This is a genomic window from Paenibacillus sp. O199 (genome assembly GCF_001636635.1).
GTDB classification, from domain to species: domain Bacteria; phylum Bacillota; class Bacilli; order Paenibacillales; family Paenibacillaceae; genus Paenibacillus; species Paenibacillus marchantiae.
Map to the genome: position 1 here is coordinate 38,430 of NZ_LGRP01000001.1, position 21,355 is coordinate 59,784.

Annotated in this window: 18 protein-coding genes; 9 read left to right on the forward strand and 9 right to left on the reverse strand. The window is 42.9% G+C overall.

Annotation, left to right across the window (positions count from 1 at the left end; genetic code table 11):
- Positions 1-402: 402 nt before the first annotated feature.
- Complete coding sequence (locus A6049_RS00180) at positions 403-1,809, reverse strand: family 4 glycosyl hydrolase (RefSeq protein WP_063562657.1); 1,407 nt, start codon at positions 1,807-1,809, stop codon at positions 403-405.
- A gap of 197 nt (positions 1,810-2,006) precedes the next feature.
- On the opposite strand from A6049_RS00180, the gene A6049_RS00185 reads away from it, so the two are divergent.
- A complete protein-coding gene (locus tag A6049_RS00185; protein WP_177031164.1) occupies positions 2,007-2,837 on the forward strand; it encodes an AraC family transcriptional regulator in 831 nt (276 codons plus the stop codon).
- 100 nt (positions 2,838-2,937) lie between these two features.
- Here A6049_RS00185 and A6049_RS00190 read toward each other — a convergent pair whose 3' ends face one another.
- Complete coding sequence (locus A6049_RS00190; protein ID WP_240321266.1) at positions 2,938-4,053, reverse strand: phosphotransferase enzyme family protein; 1,116 nt, start codon at positions 4,051-4,053, stop codon at positions 2,938-2,940.
- Between the two features lie 382 nt (positions 4,054-4,435).
- Between A6049_RS00190 and A6049_RS00195 the strand changes: the two genes are divergently transcribed.
- The 3 genes from A6049_RS00195 to A6049_RS00205 are packed head-to-tail and all read left to right on the forward strand — an operon-like array spanning position 4,436 to position 7,868.
- Complete coding sequence (locus A6049_RS00195) at positions 4,436-6,040, forward strand: type 2 periplasmic-binding domain-containing protein (protein ID WP_063562659.1); 1,605 nt, start codon at positions 4,436-4,438, stop codon at positions 6,038-6,040.
- A 31-nt stretch (positions 6,041-6,071) separates the two neighbouring features.
- Positions 6,072-6,962 carry an ABC transporter permease gene (locus A6049_RS00200; RefSeq protein WP_063562660.1) on the forward strand — a complete coding sequence of 297 codons (891 nt, stop codon included), beginning with the start codon at positions 6,072-6,074 and terminating at the stop codon, positions 6,960-6,962.
- A 15-nt stretch (positions 6,963-6,977) separates the two neighbouring features.
- Positions 6,978-7,868, forward strand: a complete 891-nt coding sequence (locus tag A6049_RS00205; protein WP_063562661.1) for a carbohydrate ABC transporter permease — start codon at positions 6,978-6,980, stop codon at positions 7,866-7,868.
- A gap of 108 nt (positions 7,869-7,976) precedes the next feature.
- On the opposite strand, the gene A6049_RS00210 is transcribed toward A6049_RS00205, so the two are convergent.
- Positions 7,977-9,719: a cache domain-containing sensor histidine kinase gene (locus A6049_RS00210; protein WP_063562662.1), complete on the reverse strand. Its 1,743-nt coding sequence runs from the start codon at positions 9,717-9,719 to the stop codon at positions 7,977-7,979.
- A 22-nt stretch (positions 9,720-9,741) separates the two neighbouring features.
- The gene (locus tag A6049_RS00215; protein WP_063562663.1) at positions 9,742-11,364 is read right to left on the reverse strand and encodes a helix-turn-helix domain-containing protein; all 1,623 of its coding nucleotides are present in this window, start codon (positions 11,362-11,364) and stop codon (positions 9,742-9,744) included.
- 198 nt (positions 11,365-11,562) lie between these two features.
- On the opposite strand from A6049_RS00215, the gene A6049_RS00220 reads away from it, so the two are divergent.
- From A6049_RS00220 to A6049_RS00230, 3 genes are all read left to right on the forward strand, one after another.
- Positions 11,563-12,129, forward strand: a complete 567-nt coding sequence (locus A6049_RS00220) for a GNAT family N-acetyltransferase (RefSeq protein ID WP_063562664.1) — start codon at positions 11,563-11,565, stop codon at positions 12,127-12,129.
- Between the two features lie 253 nt (positions 12,130-12,382).
- Positions 12,383-14,404, forward strand: coding sequence for an ATP-dependent DNA helicase (locus tag A6049_RS00225; protein ID WP_063562665.1), 2,022 nt, complete (start codon positions 12,383-12,385; stop codon positions 14,402-14,404).
- Positions 14,405-14,550: 146 nt separating this feature from the next.
- Positions 14,551-15,078 carry a DinB family protein gene (locus A6049_RS00230; protein WP_063562666.1) on the forward strand — a complete coding sequence of 176 codons (528 nt, stop codon included), beginning with the start codon at positions 14,551-14,553 and terminating at the stop codon, positions 15,076-15,078.
- Positions 15,079-15,084: 6 nt separating this feature from the next.
- On the opposite strand, the gene A6049_RS00235 is transcribed toward A6049_RS00230, so the two are convergent.
- Positions 15,085-16,158 carry an NAD(P)H-dependent flavin oxidoreductase gene (locus A6049_RS00235; protein ID WP_063562667.1) on the reverse strand — a complete coding sequence of 358 codons (1,074 nt, stop codon included), beginning with the start codon at positions 16,156-16,158 and terminating at the stop codon, positions 15,085-15,087.
- A 132-nt stretch (positions 16,159-16,290) separates the two neighbouring features.
- On the opposite strand from A6049_RS00235, the gene A6049_RS00240 reads away from it, so the two are divergent.
- Positions 16,291-17,166 (forward strand): LysR family transcriptional regulator, encoded by an 876-nt coding sequence (locus A6049_RS00240; RefSeq protein ID WP_063562668.1) that lies wholly within the window; start codon positions 16,291-16,293, stop codon positions 17,164-17,166.
- An 87-nt stretch (positions 17,167-17,253) separates the two neighbouring features.
- Here A6049_RS00240 and A6049_RS00245 read toward each other — a convergent pair whose 3' ends face one another.
- Both A6049_RS00245 and A6049_RS00250 read right to left on the reverse strand, forming a co-directional pair.
- Positions 17,254-17,718 carry a hypothetical protein gene (locus A6049_RS00245; protein WP_063562669.1) on the reverse strand — a complete coding sequence of 155 codons (465 nt, stop codon included), beginning with the start codon at positions 17,716-17,718 and terminating at the stop codon, positions 17,254-17,256.
- 18 nt (positions 17,719-17,736) lie between these two features.
- Positions 17,737-18,216, reverse strand: a complete 480-nt coding sequence (locus tag A6049_RS00250) for a GyrI-like domain-containing protein (RefSeq protein ID WP_063562670.1) — start codon at positions 18,214-18,216, stop codon at positions 17,737-17,739.
- A 106-nt stretch (positions 18,217-18,322) separates the two neighbouring features.
- Here A6049_RS00250 and A6049_RS00255 point away from each other — a divergent pair, with 106 nt between their 5' ends.
- Entirely contained in the window at positions 18,323-19,285 is a 963-nt protein-coding gene (locus A6049_RS00255) for a helix-turn-helix transcriptional regulator (RefSeq protein ID WP_063562671.1), read from the forward strand.
- Positions 19,286-19,473: 188 nt separating this feature from the next.
- On the opposite strand, the gene A6049_RS00260 is transcribed toward A6049_RS00255, so the two are convergent.
- On the reverse strand, positions 19,474-20,505 hold the full coding sequence (locus tag A6049_RS00260; protein ID WP_063562672.1) for a ketopantoate reductase family protein: 1,032 nt from the start codon (positions 20,503-20,505) through the stop codon (positions 19,474-19,476).
- Positions 20,506-20,549: 44 nt separating this feature from the next.
- The gene (locus A6049_RS00265) at positions 20,550-21,293 is read right to left on the reverse strand and encodes an acetoacetate decarboxylase (RefSeq protein WP_063562673.1); all 744 of its coding nucleotides are present in this window, start codon (positions 21,291-21,293) and stop codon (positions 20,550-20,552) included.
- Positions 21,294-21,355 lie beyond the last annotated feature (62 nt).

Consider the following 21,355-nt stretch of genomic DNA (forward strand, 5'->3'; position numbering starts at 1 on the left):
ACCTCCAGCTTAAAGTGTATCTGATACCAAAAAAAAGCAGAAAAAAGAGGCTACTCGTCAATTTACGCACTGACAAGTAGCCTCTTTTTACATCATAATCGGCGCGAAGACGCAGAGCATCCCTGATGGGATATGCCCTGATTCACGCGTGATTATAAAATCCGCTGCCCTTGCCAGCCTCTCTGGACTGAATTAAAGGTACCAGTATTCAATTACATTTATTATTTTAGAAAAAGCTGCACATGTCAATGTCATTATTATCCAACCATTATAAATCCCTTCTACAACAAGCTTTTTTTATACTTCTTTATCTTTTAGATGAACTAGGATTTATTAATAAAATCAAAGACCACGTAGTTTCCTTTAGAAGGGTTAACGTGGTCTTTTATCATTATCTATACCTTAGCTATACTGCAGTCTGTCCTTGTACCAGACGTCGGGAATCATATCACGTTCCAGTTCCAACAATTCATGAATGATCTTGTCCGCGTCACTGATGGAACTCACCAGCGGATCGGTGAGCATCGCCCTTCTCAGCTTCTCGTAGCTCTGCTCCAGAACAGCTTCGACCGTCAGCTCATGTGTATCCAGTACAAGTTCTTGCATTCCTCTTACTCCACGCGGCATCTCGCCTACATGAACTGGCTTAACTCCGTCCATTCCCACATCGCACAGCACTTCCAGGAACGAATCGGCATTCATATTGGTTACCGCGCCTTTATTAAGCGTATTGATGAAAAACTTCTTCCCCAAATTCCCTACCATGTTCTCAATGATATCAGTCGCATGGTCTGGCCCAAAGGTGCTCATGTAATCGGCAATCGGGATGTTCCCCGCAAGAAAGTCATCCACCTGACGCCACATTTCGTCGTGACGCTGATACCTGTCCTCTGTCTCCCAGATGGATAATGGCGGAATTGCGTCTGTAGTCTTACCCAGACCTTGCCAATACCGAACGTATTCCTTCGTATGAGCCGTGCAAGTGGGGATGATTCCGAAAATATCATACAGTTCGTAGGTAATCGCATCGTTAAAAATAGCTTTTGCTCCGCGATCACCGCCGTTGTTCTCATCACCTGCCATTTTGCGCATGGCTTCCGCGATTAGGGGCATCACATTTTCCCCTTCGAATTCCGCTTTAAGCAGCCAAGTGAAATGATTGACGCCAGCGATGCGGAAATCGAATTTCTGATCGATCTCATTGGTGAACTCGTCTGTCTTTTCGATGATTCCAGCTCTTACAGCGTAATAGGCTTTCTTATGCGGCATATGATGACTATCGCACAGGGCAAACGATTTCAGCTTCGGCGCATAGCGATGTAATGCGATGCCATGAACGGTAGACGGGTTAATATAATTAATTACCCAGGCATCAGGACATAGCTCTTCAATGTCTCTGGCGCATTCCATAATAACCGGAAGCTCTCTCATAGCCCTAAAAATTCCGCCGGGGCCAATCGTATCGCCGGAACACATACGAATGCCATACTTTAGAGAGACTTGGCAGTCAATTCCCCGATATTTGACTGATTGCTCTGCAAAGCTAAGCACAACGAAGTCAGCTCCCGGAAGCACTTGTCTTCGGTCCACCGAGCCCTCAATCTTTAAGGATACATTGTTCTCCCGGGCGACCCTCTCTGCAAGTGTTACCATTTTCGAGAGCCGCTCCTCGTCCGTATCCACTAAAGCCAAAGTTCCCTGGTTCAAGTATGGTGAGTGAACCATCTGCCAGATGGACTGACGACCGAAAAACAGGCTGCCCGCCCCAATAACAACTACCTTTGGATGCTGTGTGTTTGTAGCATTCATCAATAACCCTCCTCGTAACGATATAAGTTCATTATAGGTGAGTGAGCTGGAATCGGAATGTGTGATAGTTTTCAAAACATGTCATATGGTACGATAGATAACAAGAGATAAATCCTTTGCTACATTATTAAAAAATGAAGGATGTCATAAAGTGGAGGGGTGATGAGTTGGATCAGACGCATGCAGGGATAGTAAATATGAGTATAATGGACGAACTTTCGGAGTATATAACACTTCGCATGAGCTCTTATTTGGAACAAACTCACGACAGCAATTGGATGGAGCACAAGTCTCATTCCGATTATGATCTGTGGTTTATTACAGCAGGCTCCGTCCAGATTACTATTGATGGAATCGCGCATACAGCGGACCAGGGTGACGTGGTGTTTTTTTATCCGGATATGCCCTATCTTGCTTCCGCGACCGGAGAACTGTGCCGATTCATATACATGCACTTTGATTTCAGCATTGCCGAGCAAAAGCGAATTCTAGGCGAGTTTCAACTGCCGGGCATCGTACCTGGCAACCTTGTTCGGGAGGAATCAACACTGTTCACCTCGTCCTATCGAAGGTTCAAGCAGGACAGTGGCGCTTCCGGAAGTCCACTTTATTTGAAGGCTTCTCTGCTTCTCGTCATTGCAAAAATTTTGGAGCTTCACGGGCAAGGTCTGTATTACGGTGAATTTCTAAAAGACCAAAAACCGAGGAAAACGGAAGGAAGTCTGGAGGTTCTGCAGAACGTCTTCCCCTACGTGGATGCGAATCTGCACCGTGTCATCCGAGTTAACGAACTTGCAGCCATCGCCGGTGTCTCTGAGAAATATTTCATTTCTTTGTTCAAGAAAATTCTGGGCATTACACCAGGACAGTACATCAATCAAATCAAGATGAACCGGGCACGGGACTATCTGTATGAGAAAAAATATACGGTCCAGCAAATTGCCGGATTTCTGGGCTATCCCGATCCCTTCACCTTCTCCAAAGCATTTAAAAAATTTTACAACGTGCCTCCTTCCAAATTTGAATAGAGTGCCATAGCTAAACGAAGAGGCAACCGGTCTATGCCGGCTGCCTCTTCGTTTAGTCACTGGTTATTCATGCTTCAGGTGTATGTCACTTCAGCGGTCCTCATAACGTAAAGGGTGCTTCACTCGAATACATGTCATGGAAAAATCCCCTGTACGGTATATCCTCTTCCAGACATTTAATGAGATACAACACTTCTTCGTTATCCTCCGGTTCTTCGCCCGTATGCTGCATTTCCTCCAATTGACCTAGGATATTCTCCAAAAGGGTAACTTGAATAAATAAAGGCAGCTTCTCCAACATCGAATCTTCGATCTTGGTTTCGGAAGTATAACCAGCGAGGGCGGTTTCAAAATAATCATGCATGAACGCTTTGCGTTTACCAGCGTCAGGTTCGAATTGTATCCAGCCCACACCGTGTGTCCATAGATCTGCTAGATCATACATATACCAACCGAAGCATGAATTATCGAAATCATACACCGTGATCTGACCGGTATCAAAATCGATCGAGTAATTCCCATCGTTATAATCGAAATGGATCATTCCGAATGTTTCCTGGTTTGTATCCAAACCTTTTAAAGTATTCAGCAGTTCGAACATCTTCTCCTTAAGCAGCGAGAATGATTCAGGTATCAAGTTGTTGATATATTCACCTTTGTAATTATCAAAAAAATGATGCCGGCGATGGACGGGTACATAGCTTTTGGATAGCTGATGCATTTTGCCCAGAACTTTGCCGCTATTATAATAGTATTCGGTAAGTGGAACACCTTCTCGGTACTGATAATTATTTTCTACCAGCAACTTTCCCTTGGCCTTGTTAAACAGGCTGACAAAAAACGTATGATGATCATAAGTGATCTCTTCTAACAGACTGCCCTTCTTGGAACTCACTACATTCGAAACGCTGGCTCCATGATCAAACAGATACTGGACATATTCCAGCTCGGCAATGTAATCTTCCCGCTTTCTGTCAGGCAAAAAAGACACTCGGAGAATTAGCGATTCATCCCCCTCTTGCTCACAGGTGTAAACGACATTCCGCCCACCCTCATGAGGTGGAATAAGCTGAATGTTATAACCCTCCAGATGAAACAGCTCGGATACCAATGCCAGTACATGCGTATTGCTGATGTTAACAGCTTCGTTAAAGTTAATAATAATCTCCTCCAGTAAACATTGTCGGGACGATCTCCCGCACTGCAATGTCCACAAAAGGAATTCCCATGCCGCAAATATCCTTCTGTGAACCTAAAGCACAATCACCTTGTTAGTCATTGAAATTCGCTCCTTTTTGTTCAGATGTATATATCTTAACCTAAAATTCCAGATTCTTCTATTGTTTTTGTTAATACTGCCGCCACGTAATAATATCGAATCAAAATATCTGGGTCGTTGTCATTGGGCCATGAGTAAAAAAAGATTTGGTGAAAAGTAAAAAAAGTGCACAACCCACTTTTGTCATTTCTCCGCTTTAACCCAAAAGTAAAAAAACATGTGGATTCTCGTCAATAACCTTTATATCCCGTTCTCCCTTTCTCGTTTAGACTATTTTCAAGAAAACGTATTCAAATATGACGCTTAAGGGGGAAAGGAAATGAACAAGAAAACCAAAACTTTGATGTTGTCTTTATGCCTGTCGACCTTATTGGTCGCCGCCTGTACAAATGGAAGCAGCACCGAGAAAAGTACATCCAATACCGATTCGGATGCCAACGAGGGCGGAATAACAACCATCCACACCGTAACGTCAGAATATACTTCTGCCAAATATCCAAAGGGCGATGATATCACAAACAATGTGTGGATTAAGCGATACAAAGAGCAGTTTAATATCGATGTCAAAACAGACTGGGTCAGCGATGAGTATGATACCAAATTGAATTTGGCAATAGCATCGAATGATCTCCCCGACGTGTTTAGGGTTAATCCATCACAATTAAGGCAGCTAGTCGAAGCAGATATGGTAATGGACCTTACCGATGTCTTTGAACAACACGCTTCAGAACGTCTCAAAGGCTATATGGAAACGGATGCGGATAGCTATGAGTCTGGTAAAAAGGACGGCAAACTGTACGGGATACCGCAGATGCACTGGGGATTAATTGAACAACCCGATTTCATCTGGATTCGGAACGATTGGAAAGAAGAACTGGGTCTCCAAGATCCGAAATCGGTGGAAGACATCAAGAACATTGCACTGAAATTTATGGAAAAGCACGGCGGATATGGCATAGCAGTAGATCAATCACTAGATTACCTCAACCTGCTCGCCATTGCATGGAATGCGCATCCAGATATGTGGATGGAGGATAACAGTGGGAAATTAGTGTATGGCTCAGTCCAGCCTGAGATGAAGAATGCACTGGCTGAGTGGTCGGAATGGTACAAGCAAGGTATCATTGATCCGGAATTTGCAATCAAAGACTTTAATGCGATGAACGCGGATATCGTAGCCGGCAAAGTGGGCGTACAGCCTTATTACCAGTGGTGGGGTTATAATCCTGGTGTTGATACAGTAGCCAATCTGGGTAAAGACGCGATCTTTTATCCGTATATCATCCCTACCATTGATGGTAAGGAAGCGAAACAATCCATCTTCTTCGCCAACAACAATTATATTGTCATGAAAAAGGGATTTAAGAGCCCTCAAGAAGTGATTAAGATCTTAAATGACTATGCTTATATCGTTGATGAAGGCAATGGTAAGGAATCCAAAGAAACACTATCCGCTTTGCTCGACAATGATATTGCCCATGTGGTCGGGGCGTTCCGTGTACTTAATCCGAATTCAGATTACGAGCAGTTCGAGGCTGTATCAGCAGCCCTTCAATCCGAGGATACCAGTGGACTCACAACTTCGGGAATGTGGCAGAAATATAACAACAGCGTTGAGTTTATGAAGAATGCAACACCGGGAGCAGTTGGTGACTATCTGCAACAGGGTGCTCCAAAGAATGCGTATGGTCTGGCTAAGAAAGTACTCGATAGCGAGAACTACACAAAGACGGCGCTATGGGGTGTTTCACCGGAGGTGCTGTCAAGTTACGGTACAACGCTGGATGATATTCTGACAGAAGGCTTCACCAAGATCATCATGGGTAGTGAACGTATCGATTATTTCGATGTTGTCGTCCAGAATTGGCGAGCGGCCGGAGGCGATGAAGCAACCCAGGCAGTTAATGATGCCTACGGAAAATAATATTGCGGTTGCCAGGAACGGAGGAATATGAATGCTGAGAAAATGGAAGCAGCAGAGTCCCTACCATCTCATGTTGATCCCAAGCCTAGTCTTGGTCTTCATCTTTAGCTACATCCCTTTTTATGGGCTTATTATTGCATTTCAAAAATACAATCCGGGTCTCGGCTTTAACTCTCCATGGGTTGGATGGGACAATTTTTCCCATGTATTTAGTCAGCCAAACTTCGTAAGAACCATCTGGAATACACTGTATATGTCCGTCTTTAAGATTATCGGGGGCATTATCGTGCCTGTTATTTTCGCATTACTGCTTAACGAAGTGCTGAACAGTGGTGTCAAACGTACATTTCAAACCCTGGTTTATATTCCGAACTTTCTGTCTTGGGTCATTATGGCTGGCATCATGCTGGATATACTTAGCTCCGATGGCATCATCAACACATTTCTAGGCGTATTCGGGATTGCACCTATCTCTTTTCTGGGCACACCGTCCATATTCCCATGGACGATGATCGTGAGTGATATCTGGAAAGGCTTCGGATTCGGCACGGTTGTATATCTAGCAGCCCTGACCAGTATTGACCCTGGTCTATATGAGGCTGCGGTAATTGATGGAGCCAAACGATGGAAGCAGACCATCTACATCACATTGCCCCTCCTCATGCCAACGATTGTCTTAATGACTGTATTGTCACTTGGTAACGTCCTCAATGCCGGATTCGATCAAATCTATAACCTGTATTCCCCTGTCGTGTATCAGACTGGAGATATTATTGATACCTATGTATACCGTCTGGGAATTCAGCAGGCACAGTATTCGATTGGTACGGCTGTCGGATTATTTAAATCCATCATTTCCAGTGTTCTCGTTGCCGTATCGTATTTCCTGGCTTACAGGGTAGCCGGCTATCGTATCTTCTAAGGAGGAACGTTCATTATGATCTATGATAAAAGTATGAGCAGGCGTTTGTTCCATATCCTAAACTACATGATATTGCTTCTAATCTCCCTACTCTGTATCCTTCCATTTATCAACCTGTTGGCTGTTTCATTCAGTAGCAGTTCGGCTGTATCCGCGGGCAGTGTTACGTTCTGGCCAGTTGAATTCACAACTAAGGCTTATGAATTTGCATTATCTGGAGGGTCATTTTTCTCCTCTCTCTGGGTGGCGATCCAACGAACCGTTCTCGGAACGTTTGTAAATCTGGTTCTGATCGTGCTCACCGCCTATCCACTATCCAAATCCAAACAAAAATTGATGGGCCGTAATATCTATATGGGATTTTTCATTGTGACCATGTTATTTAGCGGAGGATTAATTCCTACCTATCTGGTGGTCGTCAAAATGGGCTTGATTGATTCGATTTGGTCTCTGATCCTGCCCGGAGCTCTGCCCGTATTTAGTATGATTATTCTTATGAATTTCATTAGAGGTTTGCCGGAGGAGATAGAAGAATCAGCGATCATCGACGGTGCAGGGCCTGTGCAGGTATTGCTTCGTATTCTACTGCCGCTCCTCAAGCCCGCTCTCGCTACGGTCGGTTTGTTCAGTATCGTCGGCCATTGGAATTCATGGTTCGATGGCATTATCTATATGAACAATCCAGCCAATTATCCATTACAAAGCTACCTACAGACCCTGCTGCAGAGCTTTGAGCAAATCATGCTGAAATCCGGCTCCGATTACACTCAACTGTTATCGATGATGAACGCCAGAACTGGACGCGCTGCTCAAATGTTCTTGGGTGCCATTCCGATTTTGCTCGTTTATCCGTTCTTGCAGAAATACTTTACCAAGGGTTTGGTACTCGGTAGTGTCAAAGGATAACCAAAAGAGCTTGCAGTTAATCCTGCAAGCTCATTTCGTGTGTTTAACCTACGAAACATACTTGGAATCGTTCTAACATTGTAAACGTGTGCATGATAATTTCTATGACTACAGTGTTTCTTTGATGGCAGGTAACAGAATGGTAAAAGTCGTACCTTCACCAATTCGACTAGCCACCTGTATTCCATAAGGCTTACCAAAATGAAGTTGAATACGCCGCTGCACATTAGACAGGCCAATTCCTGTTCCTTTGTCTGCTTCGAGCCTATCTTCCATAAAGTTCTGGATCATATGTTGATCCATACCAATGCCATTATCGCAGACTTCGATCACAATATCTCTGCCCCGTGGTTGAATCCGAATGGTAATGACTCCGTCTTCTTCAAGTTCGGCCAGACCGTGAAAGATTGCATTCTCCACAATGGGCTGCAGAATCATTTTGGGCATACGATAATCGAGCAGTCTATCCTCAATCTCATATTTCATCTGAATACAGTCGTAGTACCTGACATTCTGGATCGTCACGTAATTCGCTATATTATCTATTTCTTCACGAATCGTTACGAGGGTTCCATCGGATCTAGTTGCATAACGAAGCATCGAGATTAATGCATCGGTCATTTCCACGATTTTGTCAGCCTGCTGCATGGAGGCGATCCATTTCACTGAACCCAAAGTATTATACAGAAAATGAGGCTTGATCTGGTCGTGAAGCGCACGCATCTCGGCCTTTGCCTTCTCTATTTCTTCCTGTTGCATCCGCTCAACCATACGCTTCAATTCATGTGACATCTTGTTAAATCGAACTGATAAGTGCCCAATCTCATCGCGAGAACGAATATGTTCAACTTGTTCAAACTGCCCCTTCTCGACCAACGAGATATTGCGCAGCAGCTTCTTGATGGGGGTGGTGATGACATGAGATAGAAAAATCGAAATAATGGCAGCAAAAAGAACCAGGACAATGGACAGTGTAACCAGATTATGCCCTAATATTTTGCCGTCGGCAGTCAGCTCATCCAAAGGCATGTATAAGTAAGTAGTCCATTTCTGCTGACTAAGTGGACTGGTCACCACAACATTTAATGATTCGGGAGGACGAACGTTGTCCCGGAACAATGTACCGATTAAGCGGTCATCTACGTTATAAACAATTTTGTCATTCTCATCGACAATCATGAACCTGGAACGTAGCCCTTCCTGCAAGTTACGATTAACGATTTCGATGAACTTTATATCAATGCTGACGACAATCACGCCAAGCAGTTCCCCGCTAGCCACATCATGAATTTTACGAGCGTGTGACACTGCCAGAATTTTATTCTCCAATTGCTCATCGATTCGGGTTGTCAACGTGATGGTTCGATCATTATCATGCATGAACTTTTTAAACCACAATTCGTTCGCCACTTTGAAGTCCGGGTCAATAGGCTGGTTAGGACTGACGAAGAGATCTTGTCCCCCGTTCAAATTATAGAGGTAGATGGAAAATACGCGATCCTTCATCATGATATAATTCATCAAAATATTGTATGCGGCAATCTCATTTTGTTCATCACCCTCTCGCAGGAAATCCTGGATCGGAAAGCTTCCTTCATGGGTTGCAGATAAATTATCGCTAAGTCCATTACTGGCAAGCAGTGTGATCTTCTCAATCTCCTTTAGGAACTCGTCAATGCGAATATTCGTCTGCTTGGCCAGATCGTTGAGCAGATTTGTATAATTCTGTGCCAGTAATCGCTCAGAAGAGTAATACGAACTAATCGTCATCACAAGTACTGGAAGAATGATGACAGTTATACATATCACCATGATTTTGTACTTGATTGGTAAGAGCCGGGCATGCTTCATATGCTGCACCTCTATTCACGGATTACATGAGTCCCTGCTGTCGATCTCGATATTCCTCAGGAGTGAATCCTACCGATTTTTTGAAAATCTTACTGAAGTACGTGTAATTATGGTAGCCCACCTTGTCAGCGATTTCATATACTCTCAGTTCCCTGCTCAATAGGTAAGCCTTGGCATGTTCAATCCGAACTCGTGTCAGGTATGCGATGAAGTTCTCTCCTTTTTCCTGCTTAAACAATCGGCTAAGATACGAAGGATTGACACTGATCTGGCTAGCAATACTATGCAACGAAATATCCTCAGCATAATACTTGTCCATTAACTCAATGGCGAGGTCTGTGTAGGAACGTTCCTGCATGATCTGGGAATCGGTTTTAAAGTAATACGCGATATGAGCCAGCATATCTTGGTGAATATCCTCCCAATACTCTCCTCTCAAAACGATTTCGTAAGGCGATCTCTCGGTAAATGAAAGCTTGCCTCTTTCAGTAACTCGTGAGAGATGGGAGTGTATGGTTTCCATCACCATGATATATTGCTTGCGAATACTGCTCTCATCTGCTCGTTGCACCTCCAGATCAGAGCGAATTTCTTCAAGGAATTCCTCCGCCTTTTTGTTATCTTTACTCACCCATAATTTGAGGAAATCTCGTTCTTGCTCCGGACTGAGCATTCCATTCACTTCTCTCCGAGCTGGAGCTTGAATCACGTCCGCGTAGTACAGTATCTGGTTGCTGCCTTTAAAGAAACTTTGCCTTAGGGCGAATTCCGCTTCTCGACATGCCTGTCTTATGCCATGGAAATCGGAAACGATTGTACTTACACCCGCTGAGAGTGACAGATTCATAAAATCTTTGATTGAAGACAGGAGCTTATTACATAGTTTGTTTAGATCAGCTTGTACAGACTCACTCCCAGGAAGAACATTGACAATAACCCAATATTCAGAGGAGCTTTCCACGAAAATCTCTTTCTCCCATTTGGATGGAATGATCTCTTCCATAATATTCAGAATAGAGAATCGAAGTAGTTTTTCCCCCTTCTCGACATATTTCCTCTTCGCTTCCTCGTAATAGTCCACAATAAACTGGATGACGACCAACTTGTCTGATCGTATACGGAAATACATTTCTTCAGCTTTGGGAACCATATCCTTTTCATTTATGAATCCGCTTACAACATCTTGGAAAAAGCTATCCTTTAGATGTCTCAGGCTCTTGAAATAGTCGTGTGTCATAAATGGTACGTTGGTCTTAGTGTCACGTTCACTTTTTAATTTCTCTTCAATGGTGATAAGAAGATCAACTAGAGAGGTTTCTGTAATCTCACTTTTAATCAAGTAGTCTACAGCCCCAAGCTTCAGTGCCTCTTTTACATAATGGAATTCGTCAAAATTGCTCAGGATGACATATTTACAGGTTTTCAATAAACAAGATGCCTCTTGTATGAGCTCTAACCCATCCATGATCGGCATCTTGATATCGGTAATAATTAGATCAGGGGTCACTTCTAGCGCGAGTTCCAACGCTTCCTTCCCGTTCCCCGCTTCTCCCGCAACATAGAAATTGTAGTCTTCCCAGTTTAGCATGGAACGAATTCCAACCCGCATGAGCAGTTCATCCTCTACGATCATCAGTTTATACATGAGCATCCTCCAACATGAACCATTTTCACTATTTTACCATTAAACCGTTTATTGCAAAGATGTCTAGCCGCCCTATTAATTGTGATTTCTAATCAAATGGATGTCCCTTTCGTTCTTGTTCTCAACAGATGTATCCTATGATAAACTTGGATTGCTTAATGATGTAAATGAAAAAAGATAATTCAGAGGAGATGTCACTTGGGATTGAATGCAGAACAATTTGATTATATTTCAGAGACAGAACGGTTAATAATAAGACCTTTAAAGAAAGACGACTATGAAAATTGGTTAAATGCATTTGAAAACCGTTTCCCCTCCCAACACCGCCACGATAAAGGGAAAATGGATATGACTGAATGTACACCCGATTGGTTTCATCATCTTGTAGATCGACATCAAGAGTTAGCGCGTACAGATGCCGTTTATGTATTTGGTGTATTTAGAAAGGAAGATGGTACACATCTGGGTATGATTGATATTGCGACTTTAGCAAGAGCGGATTTTCAATGGGCAAGCTTCGGATATACCATCCATAATCAGTATTGGAGAAAAGGCTACGGCAAAGAAGCCGTGAATGAAGCTCTTCTTATTGCATTTGAACAACTGAAATTCCACCGTATAGAAGCCCATATTAATATGGATAATATATCTTCTATGAAACTTGCGGAAAGTGTAGGCATGGAATTTGAATGTGTTCGCAAAGGTTTCATACACGAAAACGATGAGTGGACAGATCAATTGGTTTATTATAAGAATTTCAATTAATCAATTCCAACCGTTGATTAAGAAGAGAGAACAAAGCACTGGTGTGCCCTGTTCTCTCTTCTCCTTGTCTTCATATTACTGTCTTCGTCTTATTCGGCCCAATGTTTTTTCGTATCTGACCAATTAGCTGGTTGCTTACCTTCCACCGCTTCCTTATGAACACTTGACTGTTATCTCAGTATCTAAGATAATTACAGTTTGACTAAAAAATTCCTTACAAGAAGATCATTCATTTGGAAGAGGGGCGATCGTTATGAATTGGTTAAATGAACTCTATACGATAAATAAGCGGGAATCGAAAAGGGAAATCGAACGTTCTTTGGTTAACGCCATCTTCCGAATCTATGATCGGTTCCCTCGAATTGGTCTTAGAGAGCGAATCGGGCAGCAAGAAATGTCTCTCGATATAGCCGAAGCTTATATCCACGGGCATAACGCCATGATTGAAGCTGGTGTCGGAATCGGTAAGTCTTTTGGGTACCTGATACCGAGCCTGCTCATGAATCAAATGTCGCAGAAACCGGTCATTATAGCTACATCTTCCATTCAGCTTTCGGAACAGATACATAAAGATTTAAGGGTCATTGGTAGCCGGTTGGGCTTCACAACAGTTCGCTCTGTCGTTGGGAAAGGTATGGGGCAGTATGCGTGCCGAAGTAGGGCCGCGGAATGGAGCAGGCCTGATAATCCGAACTCCTCACTGTCTACCCTTGCCCAGCGCATTTTAGATTTTGAAATTGATGAAAGAGCGGATATTAAAGCTGGAATTAGTGATGCCGAATGGTCCAACTTTTCCGTAAATGATTGCAAATTTGAACGTTGCCATCATAAAAATGCGTGCTTGTTTTACGATATGAGAGCTAAATTAAATGCAAAGGCTCATGAGATTGATTTTATTATTGTGAACCAGGACCTGCTCATACGGGATTTGATGAAGAAAAAAGAAGGAACCAAGAGTATCATCTCAGAACAGCCGGCTCTGATCGTCATTGATGAAGCGCATAATCTGGAAGCAAAAGTTCGAGATGCCAGAACGCTTGAGTTCACTTATCGGGGAATCAGCCGCATTCTGGATAATACTGTACAGCTTCTAACGAAGCAGTCCGGGGATAAAAGTCTCTTCTCACAATCCAAGTTTATAAAAAAATGTGTTGAACGAATCTTCCAACAGATAAACGCGGATCTGCTCCACCATGCCAAGCAGGATAGCGACCGTATAAAAGTGTCGGAGATCAAAGGTATACCGTTAAACCAAGTCTCGAACGATTTGAAAGATCTTAGTCTTCGCCTTTCCATTTTGACCTCCCGTCACGAACGGGAGATTGATGACGCTTTTGAAGCTATAAACGGGCTTATTACCCTCATCCATGTTTTGGCTGAAATAGAGGATAACTATCTCATATGGGCAAGCAGTCCCTTGGGAGTAGCCACAATCAGCATCTGTCCCAAAGATATAAGCCAATTTCTGAAGTATGCTTTATTTAATGGCAAAGCGCCTGTTATCCTAACGTCGGCAACGCTGTGCCAAGGCGGGGATACGCTGGAGGAACAATACTCTTATTTGACGCAGTCCCTCGGTTATAAGGGGGATTTTATGGATCGAAAATCCTCCCCTTTTGATTACACCAACCATACCATGATGTACATCTCCAACAAAGTTCCATATTACCACCATGACCAGCGCGAAGACTATCTTGAAGCAGCCTACAACGAATTGGTTCAACTATGTAATTTAACACAAGGAAGAACAATCGTCCTTTTTTCAGCAAAGGAAGACATGAAGTTCATTCATAAGAAGCTGATTTCAAGGCCTGATGAATATAAAGGGTCAGTTCATGTTCAAAAAGAAGGATCTTCCCAGGACAGTGTCATCGCCGAATTCAGGAAAAGCAAAGGTGTGCTCCTGGGTACAGGTGTATTCTGGGAAGGCGTGAATATCGAGGGTTCTGACCTGTCACAGGTCATTATTTTCCGGCTGCCCTTCCCTGTTCCTTCGGACCCTATTTATGAATATAAGGCATCTGTAACGAAGAATTCGTTCATGGAGGTGTTTGTACCGGATATGCTTCTCCGGTTAAGGCAAGGAACGGGACGCTTGATTCGCAGTGAAACGGATCTTGGCATACTCAGCATACTAGACTCCCGTCTCAGCGCAGTGGCAAAAAAGAATTATCGGGAACAGGTGCTGGACACACTACCATTCAAAGAAGTGACTGAGGATTTTTCGATTTTGGAGAAATTTGTTCAACAAAAAGGGATACGACGTACGGATTGAATGTGGAACAGCCCAACCATAAAACTGTGCAAATCACATGAAATCGGCCCTTCCGCCCATAAAGCGGAGGGGCCAATTTCAATGCTGGAAGTAAGATATATGCTACAATATATTCCAGAGCTATGAATCCCAAAGGAGGCATTTACATGGTTGAAAGACCTACTACAGCGGAATATGCAGCTTTTTATGAAGGTTACATCCGGCTTATTCCTGAAGGAAATATCATCGAAAGGTTAGAGCAGCAGGCCAACATCGTACAAACTTTGCTTTCTTCATTAACAGAGGAGCAAGCAAATTATCGTTACGCCGAAGGCAAATGGAGCGTGAAGGAGGTCATCGGCCACCTTTTGGATAACGAACGCATCATGAGCAGTCGATTGCTTCGCATCGCCAGAGGTGACAAAGCGAATCATCCTGGCTACGATCAGGACGTGCTTATGCAGAGCCAACCCTTCAATGCGTATACCGCAGCCGATCTGAACGAAGAATATGCCGTCACACGCCGCTCAACCATTCTTATGCTCCGTCGCCTCACACCAGAAGCTTGGCTCTGTAGAGGGATCGTCAGTGATAATCCTGCTTCAGCTCGATCGATCGCATTTGTTATGGCTGGACATGAGCTCCACCATTTGTCAGTACTTCGCGATCGCTATTCGCTGGATGTGAAATTATAATCACTACTAAATGATTGCTCTGGCTTCTTCTACCATTTGATTAATGATATCGCTTGCAGATTGGTTATCTGTTAACATTCTCGTTCCCTGACCTGCCCAAAGGGCCATATACTCGGGATTATTTTGCTTAGCAGAAGCATTCCTGATCTCGCGAGTTAATGTATTTTGGGTAGGAAAGGTTAGCGGCTTAATACTGGATGCTTCCCAATGCTGTATAAAGTCGTTCTTGATGCCACGCGCTGGCCGTCCAGAAAAGGCATTTGTAATTACAGTGCTTTCCTCTGTGCTATCAAGCAACGCACGTTTATATACCTCATGTGCACCAGACTCAACTGATGTCAAGAAACGAGTCCCCATTTGCACCCCTTGTGCTCCCAAAGCAAGTGAAGCCACCAGCCCTCTCCCATCCATAATTCCGCCTGCCGCAAGGACTGGAATATGGACATGATCTACAATTTGTGGGACAAGTGCCATGGTTCCGATATTTGCTCCACTGAGCTGAGATGATACATCAAAAGTTCCTCGATGCCCTCCTGCTTCACTACCTTGAGCAACAATGACATCACATCCGCGCATCTCCGCTTGAATAGCTTCCTCTACCGTGGTGACCTTACTCATAATTTTGATGCCTAACGATTTTGCCTTCTGCATATGATGCTCGGAAAGTAATCCAAACGTTGTACTAATAATCGGAACTTTTTCGTCCAACAAGATGTCAAACTGTTCTTCAAAATGATTGGGTGTACGTATTTCATCTTGAGCACGCTGCTTCACACCCAAGGATTCTCGAATCGGGGTCAACTCTTCGTTTACCGCATCAAAATTCGTATAATGATCCGGTCCAACATGAGCAAAAATATTTACGGCAAACGGTGCTTGCGTCCGTTTTTTAATCTCGTGTATGGCGCCTCTTAGTTCCTCAGGACTCATATACGCAGCGCCTAACGTCCCTAACCCACCTGCATTAGAAACCGCAGCGACTAGGGGTGCCATGTTTGCAATACCGGCCATCCCCGCAAGAACGATTGGATAACGAATATTGAAGCTTTCACAGAGCTTATTGTTTAATTGAATAGACATCGAGGTTTCCTCCCCATCAATTCAGATTCCATTCTTTATAGTTTACATCGAGTTTATCCATCTTGTATAATCCGTAAATCAGATGTTACATATCATGATTTCAGATAGATTGTTTTCTAAAGGAGGGTCAACTTGGAAATTCACTTACTGGAAATTTTCATTCAAACCGTTCAAGAAGGAAGTATTTCCAAAACAGCGAAAAAACTAAATTATGCTCAGTCCAATGTTACAAACAAAATTCAACAGTTAGAGGCGGATCTTCAGACCGCATTATTTTACCGTCACAAAAAGGGAGTTACACTTACTCCTTCAGGACAAATTTTAGTCGGTTACGCCGAAAAGATTCTACATACCATTAACGAAGCCAAAGCCGCAGTAGGAAGCAGCTCCATTCCTTCAGGTCCTCTGGTTATCGGTTCTATGGAAACAACTGCAGCGGTCCGGCTGCCTTCCGTGTTCGCGCAATATCATTTGAAATATCCGAATGTTGATTTCTCTTTAGTTACAGGGCCAACAGAAAAGCTGCTTCATGGAGTTCTGCATTATGAACTGCATGGAGCTTTTGTTTCCGGTCCGATAGAACACGCAGATCTCACGCAGGACAAAGTCATCAATGAGAAACTTGTTCTTGTCACTTCACCCAAACATCCCTTGATACAATCGATCCATGATTTACAAAATCATACGATGCTGGTTTTTCCCAAAGGATGTTCATACCGAGCCAAACTTAACACTCTCCTGCAAGAAGAAGGATTATTGCCTGTGAAATTAATGGAATTTGGAACCCTCGAAACGATAATTGCTTGTGTTAGTGCTGGTATGGGTATTACTTTACTGCCTTATTCCATCATTGCGGATTATGAAGTCCGTGACAAGGTAACCTGCCACTCCTTACCGGAGAAGTATTCTTCAGTAACGACCATGTTTATTAAACGAAAAGACACCCTCATTACACCGGCGCTATCTGCTTTTTTAGATGAAACCAAGAAAGAGATTCTCCAAAGCTAGTTGCACAGATAAAACAAAAAAAGCCGCTAATACAGCGACTTTCAATGGGGCTATGCTCAGCTTCTTCCACATGCACTTTTGCCCACTTCAATACTCTCTCTTGATTACAAAAAATGAGCCCCGAATGGTTCCAGCTAACTTAGATTTCTGTCTGGCAAACTTAAACTTGCCTTCTAACTCCGCTGGAACTTCCATCCCCTCAGAAAGCTTAAAACCCACGGCCCGCTTCTTAGGGTCATCCACCGTATACATGACATTGAGTCCAAGACCATCTTCATAAAAGACGTAGGAGAATCGAATGTTTTCCACTTGAAAAGCTGATGTTTCCAAGGGCTTGGCTGCAAACTCAATATCACGTTCTTCCTTCAAAATTCGTGTTACATAGTCAAGGGTGTCCTGACTTTCGCTAGCAGGAACAACCGTAAATTCATGCTTATATTTGTTCATAAAATAACGGGCTTCATTTGCACGCAAACCTGCAAGCGCTGCTGCTACTGGTGAGGACTCTAGACCGACTGTAGACACATTTTTAAAACCAACGATATATGACATTCCGATCTCTCCTTTACCTTATTTCCTAACAACAGGAATCCATATTTCACCAAATAACAAGCCGTTTTGTTGTCCCATCTCAACCGTAGTATTTGGCCCACCAACATATGCATAATTCGTTTCCGCTGGTAGAACTTGTCCGAATGCAACGCCAGTAAGGTTATTACTCAACTCATCAGATGTTGTCCCTTCCCCTTTAACGACCAGGTATTCTCCCTTGGGGAATTGGATTACTCTGGTTGCTTCTGGCAGTGTTTCTTCTGTCATGACGCCCGCATAATGCATCATCTTGTTATTCACCGCTTCGTTCACGGCAAAAATATAGTCATTTGTCGCTATAGCTTTTAAAGCATCCAGGCTTCCATCTTCTTTCACAGCCGACCAAAAATCCACCTTTTCTTTGTTAATACCAGCAAAGTCGGTGTAGTGGCTCTTAAGCTCAGTTCCTATACCTAAAACGATAAAGCTGTCTTTTTCCTCAATATTGTAATTACTCATTCCTAACACCGTCCTCTTTAAATTTATCAATGGATTTGTCTTTTCACTTGATGGGTTTATAATAACCTTAAATCATGTCAAATTATGATACTGTTTAGGGGGACCCATGAAAAAAGTTGAACGGATCAATATCATCATGAGGTATATCAATAACCGCGCCCACTTTACCATTTCCGAAATCATGCGGGAATTTAACATCTCTCGTTCGACCGCTATTCGAGATATCCGAGAAATTGAAGCTATGGGTATGCCGCTTGTCGCTGAAGTTGGGAGGGATGGGGGTTATTTTGTCATGAACAACTCTGTCCTGCCTACGGTCCGCTTTACGGATAATGAAATCAAAGCTCTTTTTCTCGCCTTTATGGCAACCCGAAATCAACAACTTCCTTATCTGAAGAGTCGTCAAACTTTAACCGAAAAGTTACTGGGCCTCATCTCCGAAAATCAGCAAGATGACCTTGTTCTTTTAAATCAAATATTGCTTTTTGAAGGAACCAACCCCCATAATCCCGACTTGCTTGATCTGTCAGACCTGCCCCACCCTATGTTGGAAAAACTCATACAGCTTCTTCTTATAGAGAACTATCTGTTGGTTACCGTCCAAGAAGAGATGGAAATAAAGTCTTATCCCATTTATCTTTTGCACCTTTATCGTGAAAAAAGCCTATGGCTCATTGAAGGCTTTGACTTAGAGGAAGAAAAGAGACGGATTTTATCTGTCGATAATCTCACCCATATAGAATTATTCCCTGTGAAAAAAAAGTTAAGTAAGAAAAAGATTTTAGAACAACTAAGTAAGCAGGAGGAAATGATTAACCTTGTCCTTGAACTGGGTCCAAAAGCGATTGGCCAATTCAAGAAATACCATCCTTTAAAGCTTTCACTTTCTTATACGAACCCTTACCAAACCACAGCCGTTATAAAGACCTTCATCAATGTTCATCATGCAGAAGAATTAACCGAAATAACCAATTGGTTGCTTTTCTTAGGTGGAGATATCAAGATCAAGGAGATGCCAGAAGAAATCTTAGCAGGTGTACAAAAGAGATTAAGCTTATATCGCCCGTAAGTAGTGGATAGTTAAAAACAAATAACTTTGAGCATGGCCGTGTTTTTATTATCTGCTGTTTCTACTGAGATCTACTATGGGACATTATCCCAATTGCCCTTAACTTTAAGGAAACGTTTAGCGATAAAAAAACGCATTGAGGAATTATCTCCTCAACACGTTTTCTGGCGATCTATAACTCACTCACATCATCTGTTATTGTTAAGCTCTTCAAAGAACTTAATATTAATCTCGAAATTAGGCACAGTTTGAGATTCTTCAGCTTGTTTGACTAATCTTACAACCATATCATTATAAGGTGTTGAGATTTGTTTGCCTGAAGCTGAGCGCGGAACTACTCCATTGATATAATCAATTTCGGTCTTCCGTTGCTTTTCGAGATCCTGTAGCATGCTTGCTTTTAACAGTCTGGACGACTCCATGAGAACCCGAAGTGTTTTAATTCGTTCCGGGATATCCTCTTCACTTTGTATTTCCAAAGATTCAATATCAAAGCCGCTCATCGTGGCAAATTTCACACCATTTGCGTGTCCAACTTTGATCGTTTCATTGGCAATACGGACGGCACTTACGATACTAATATCATGGTCAAGCACAACGCCATACTCCACGTTTAGTGCTGCAGATAGGCCGCTAAATGCATTGTTAATAAGCAATTTAGACCACTTCGTGCCCACCAGATTATCGGAAATATGTGTTCCACCCACAAGGTCTAGTATAGATTTGATCTGTTGAATTCTTTCGGTTGTTTCACCATTTAATTCACCAATTTGAAAAGCATACTGCTTAAAGCGGCTAAACTCTGTTGTAAGTCTTGATACTCCTGGTTCAATAAACGTAGCACCAAATTCAACAGATCCGGCAATGACCCGTTCTCGGCCAACAATGGAAGCCACCTTCTCTTCAGGGATACCGTTCTGCAAGGAAAGCACAACACTTTGGTCGTTTAAAAACGGCAACAGATCTTGAAGGACAGACTCGTTATATAGCTGTTTAGTTAAAAGCAAGATTAAATCATATGTTCCTGACATATCCTCAGGAGTAATGGCAGTCACCTTTGCCTGGAAATCCGTAGTGCCAGTAATTTGGGCCCCTGTCTGGTTTAATGCATCAACATGTGCTTGATAGACATCGATCAACTCTACATTTTGTCCGCCGGCAGCAATATATGCACCAGCGATGGTTCCTAAGGAACCTGCTCCTAAAATTGCAATTCTCATATGGAATTCCCCTACCTTTTATGTTTGATTGCTTTTAATGACGTTTATTTCTCATCAGCTAAATAATCATATATAACTTTTGGAGAAGGCAGCGAAAGCTCTGTTATGATATGGGAAGCTGAAACAACCTCAAGTACAGGCAAATCTGCCATTGGCGCAAGAGCATGAGCGAATAGCTCCAGTCTTGCAGGACCTGACCAGGCGCCCTGAATTTTAATATCCGTAATTTGGCTCCGTACCAATTCACAGATTCTTGGATATCCGTCATAATCAGGCATCTTTTTCAGCATATAATTTGGTTTAACAATCTCTTGTAGCGCCTCCGAATGATCAAGTGGAAAATGCTTATATCCCATGGTCGCGGTAGCCACTCTTAAAGAGCCATAATCCATAAGTCCAACCAATGTGTCGGAATCTACATACAAACTGGGTTTGCCCATTTTTTTAGGATAGGCACCTATTTCCCTGCCTGATGCGATTGCAGGAAAACTGTCTACGTACATTGCGTGGAGATAATCTCCTTCCTCCCCTTCAAAGTTAACAGGTATCACCTGTCCACACTCTGTATAGGAACCAAGGCCTGTTACATCCGGCATTTTCATAATCTCAAACCTTACAAGCGGAGAGGTAACTTCCAATGGCTCCGGAACGATTTTTCTTAAGCGTTCCAGATCGGTTCTATATAAAATGTTCAAGTATTCGCGATTATAGAAACGATATGGTCCCAAAGGAAATGCCCCTGCATCCAGCGGAGTTGTAAATTGCTTAACCACTTCTTCCTTTCTCATCTGAACGACACCTTCCGATCTCTAATTTCTTCATTCTGTTGTCTGATTTCTCTACCGGAATG

Bases quoted from the DNA above. Each gene is read 5' to 3' on its own strand.
- A6049_RS00235 (WP_063562667.1), bottom strand. From the start codon at position 16,158: ATGTCTATTCAATTAAACAATAAGCTCTGTGAAAGCTTCAATATTCGT.
- A6049_RS00215 (WP_063562663.1), bottom strand. From the start codon at position 11,364: ATGTATAAACTGATGATCGTAGAGGATGAACTGCTCATGCGGGTTGGA.
- A6049_RS00260 (WP_063562672.1), bottom strand. From the start codon at position 20,505: ATGAGAATTGCAATTTTAGGAGCAGGTTCCTTAGGAACCATCGCTGGT.
- A6049_RS00245 (WP_063562669.1), bottom strand. From the start codon at position 17,718: ATGTCATATATCGTTGGTTTTAAAAATGTGTCTACAGTCGGTCTAGAG.
- A6049_RS00230 (WP_063562666.1), top strand. From the start codon at position 14,551: ATGGTTGAAAGACCTACTACAGCGGAATATGCAGCTTTTTATGAAGGT.
- A6049_RS00200 (WP_063562660.1), top strand. From the start codon at position 6,072: ATGCTGAGAAAATGGAAGCAGCAGAGTCCCTACCATCTCATGTTGATC.
- A6049_RS00225 (WP_063562665.1), top strand. From the start codon at position 12,383: ATGAATTGGTTAAATGAACTCTATACGATAAATAAGCGGGAATCGAAA.
- A6049_RS00255 (WP_063562671.1), top strand. From the start codon at position 18,323: ATGAAAAAAGTTGAACGGATCAATATCATCATGAGGTATATCAATAAC.
- A6049_RS00205 (WP_063562661.1), top strand. From the start codon at position 6,978: ATGATCTATGATAAAAGTATGAGCAGGCGTTTGTTCCATATCCTAAAC.
- A6049_RS00265 (WP_063562673.1), bottom strand. From the start codon at position 21,293: ATGAGAAAGGAAGAAGTGGTTAAGCAATTTACAACTCCGCTGGATGCA.
- A6049_RS00185 (WP_177031164.1), top strand. From the start codon at position 2,007: ATGAGTATAATGGACGAACTTTCGGAGTATATAACACTTCGCATGAGC.
- A6049_RS00250 (WP_063562670.1), bottom strand. From the start codon at position 18,216: ATGAGTAATTACAATATTGAGGAAAAAGACAGCTTTATCGTTTTAGGT.
- A6049_RS00180 (WP_063562657.1), bottom strand. From the start codon at position 1,809: ATGAATGCTACAAACACACAGCATCCAAAGGTAGTTGTTATTGGGGCG.
- A6049_RS00195 (WP_063562659.1), top strand. From the start codon at position 4,436: ATGAACAAGAAAACCAAAACTTTGATGTTGTCTTTATGCCTGTCGACC.
- A6049_RS00210 (WP_063562662.1), bottom strand. From the start codon at position 9,719: ATGAAGCATGCCCGGCTCTTACCAATCAAGTACAAAATCATGGTGATA.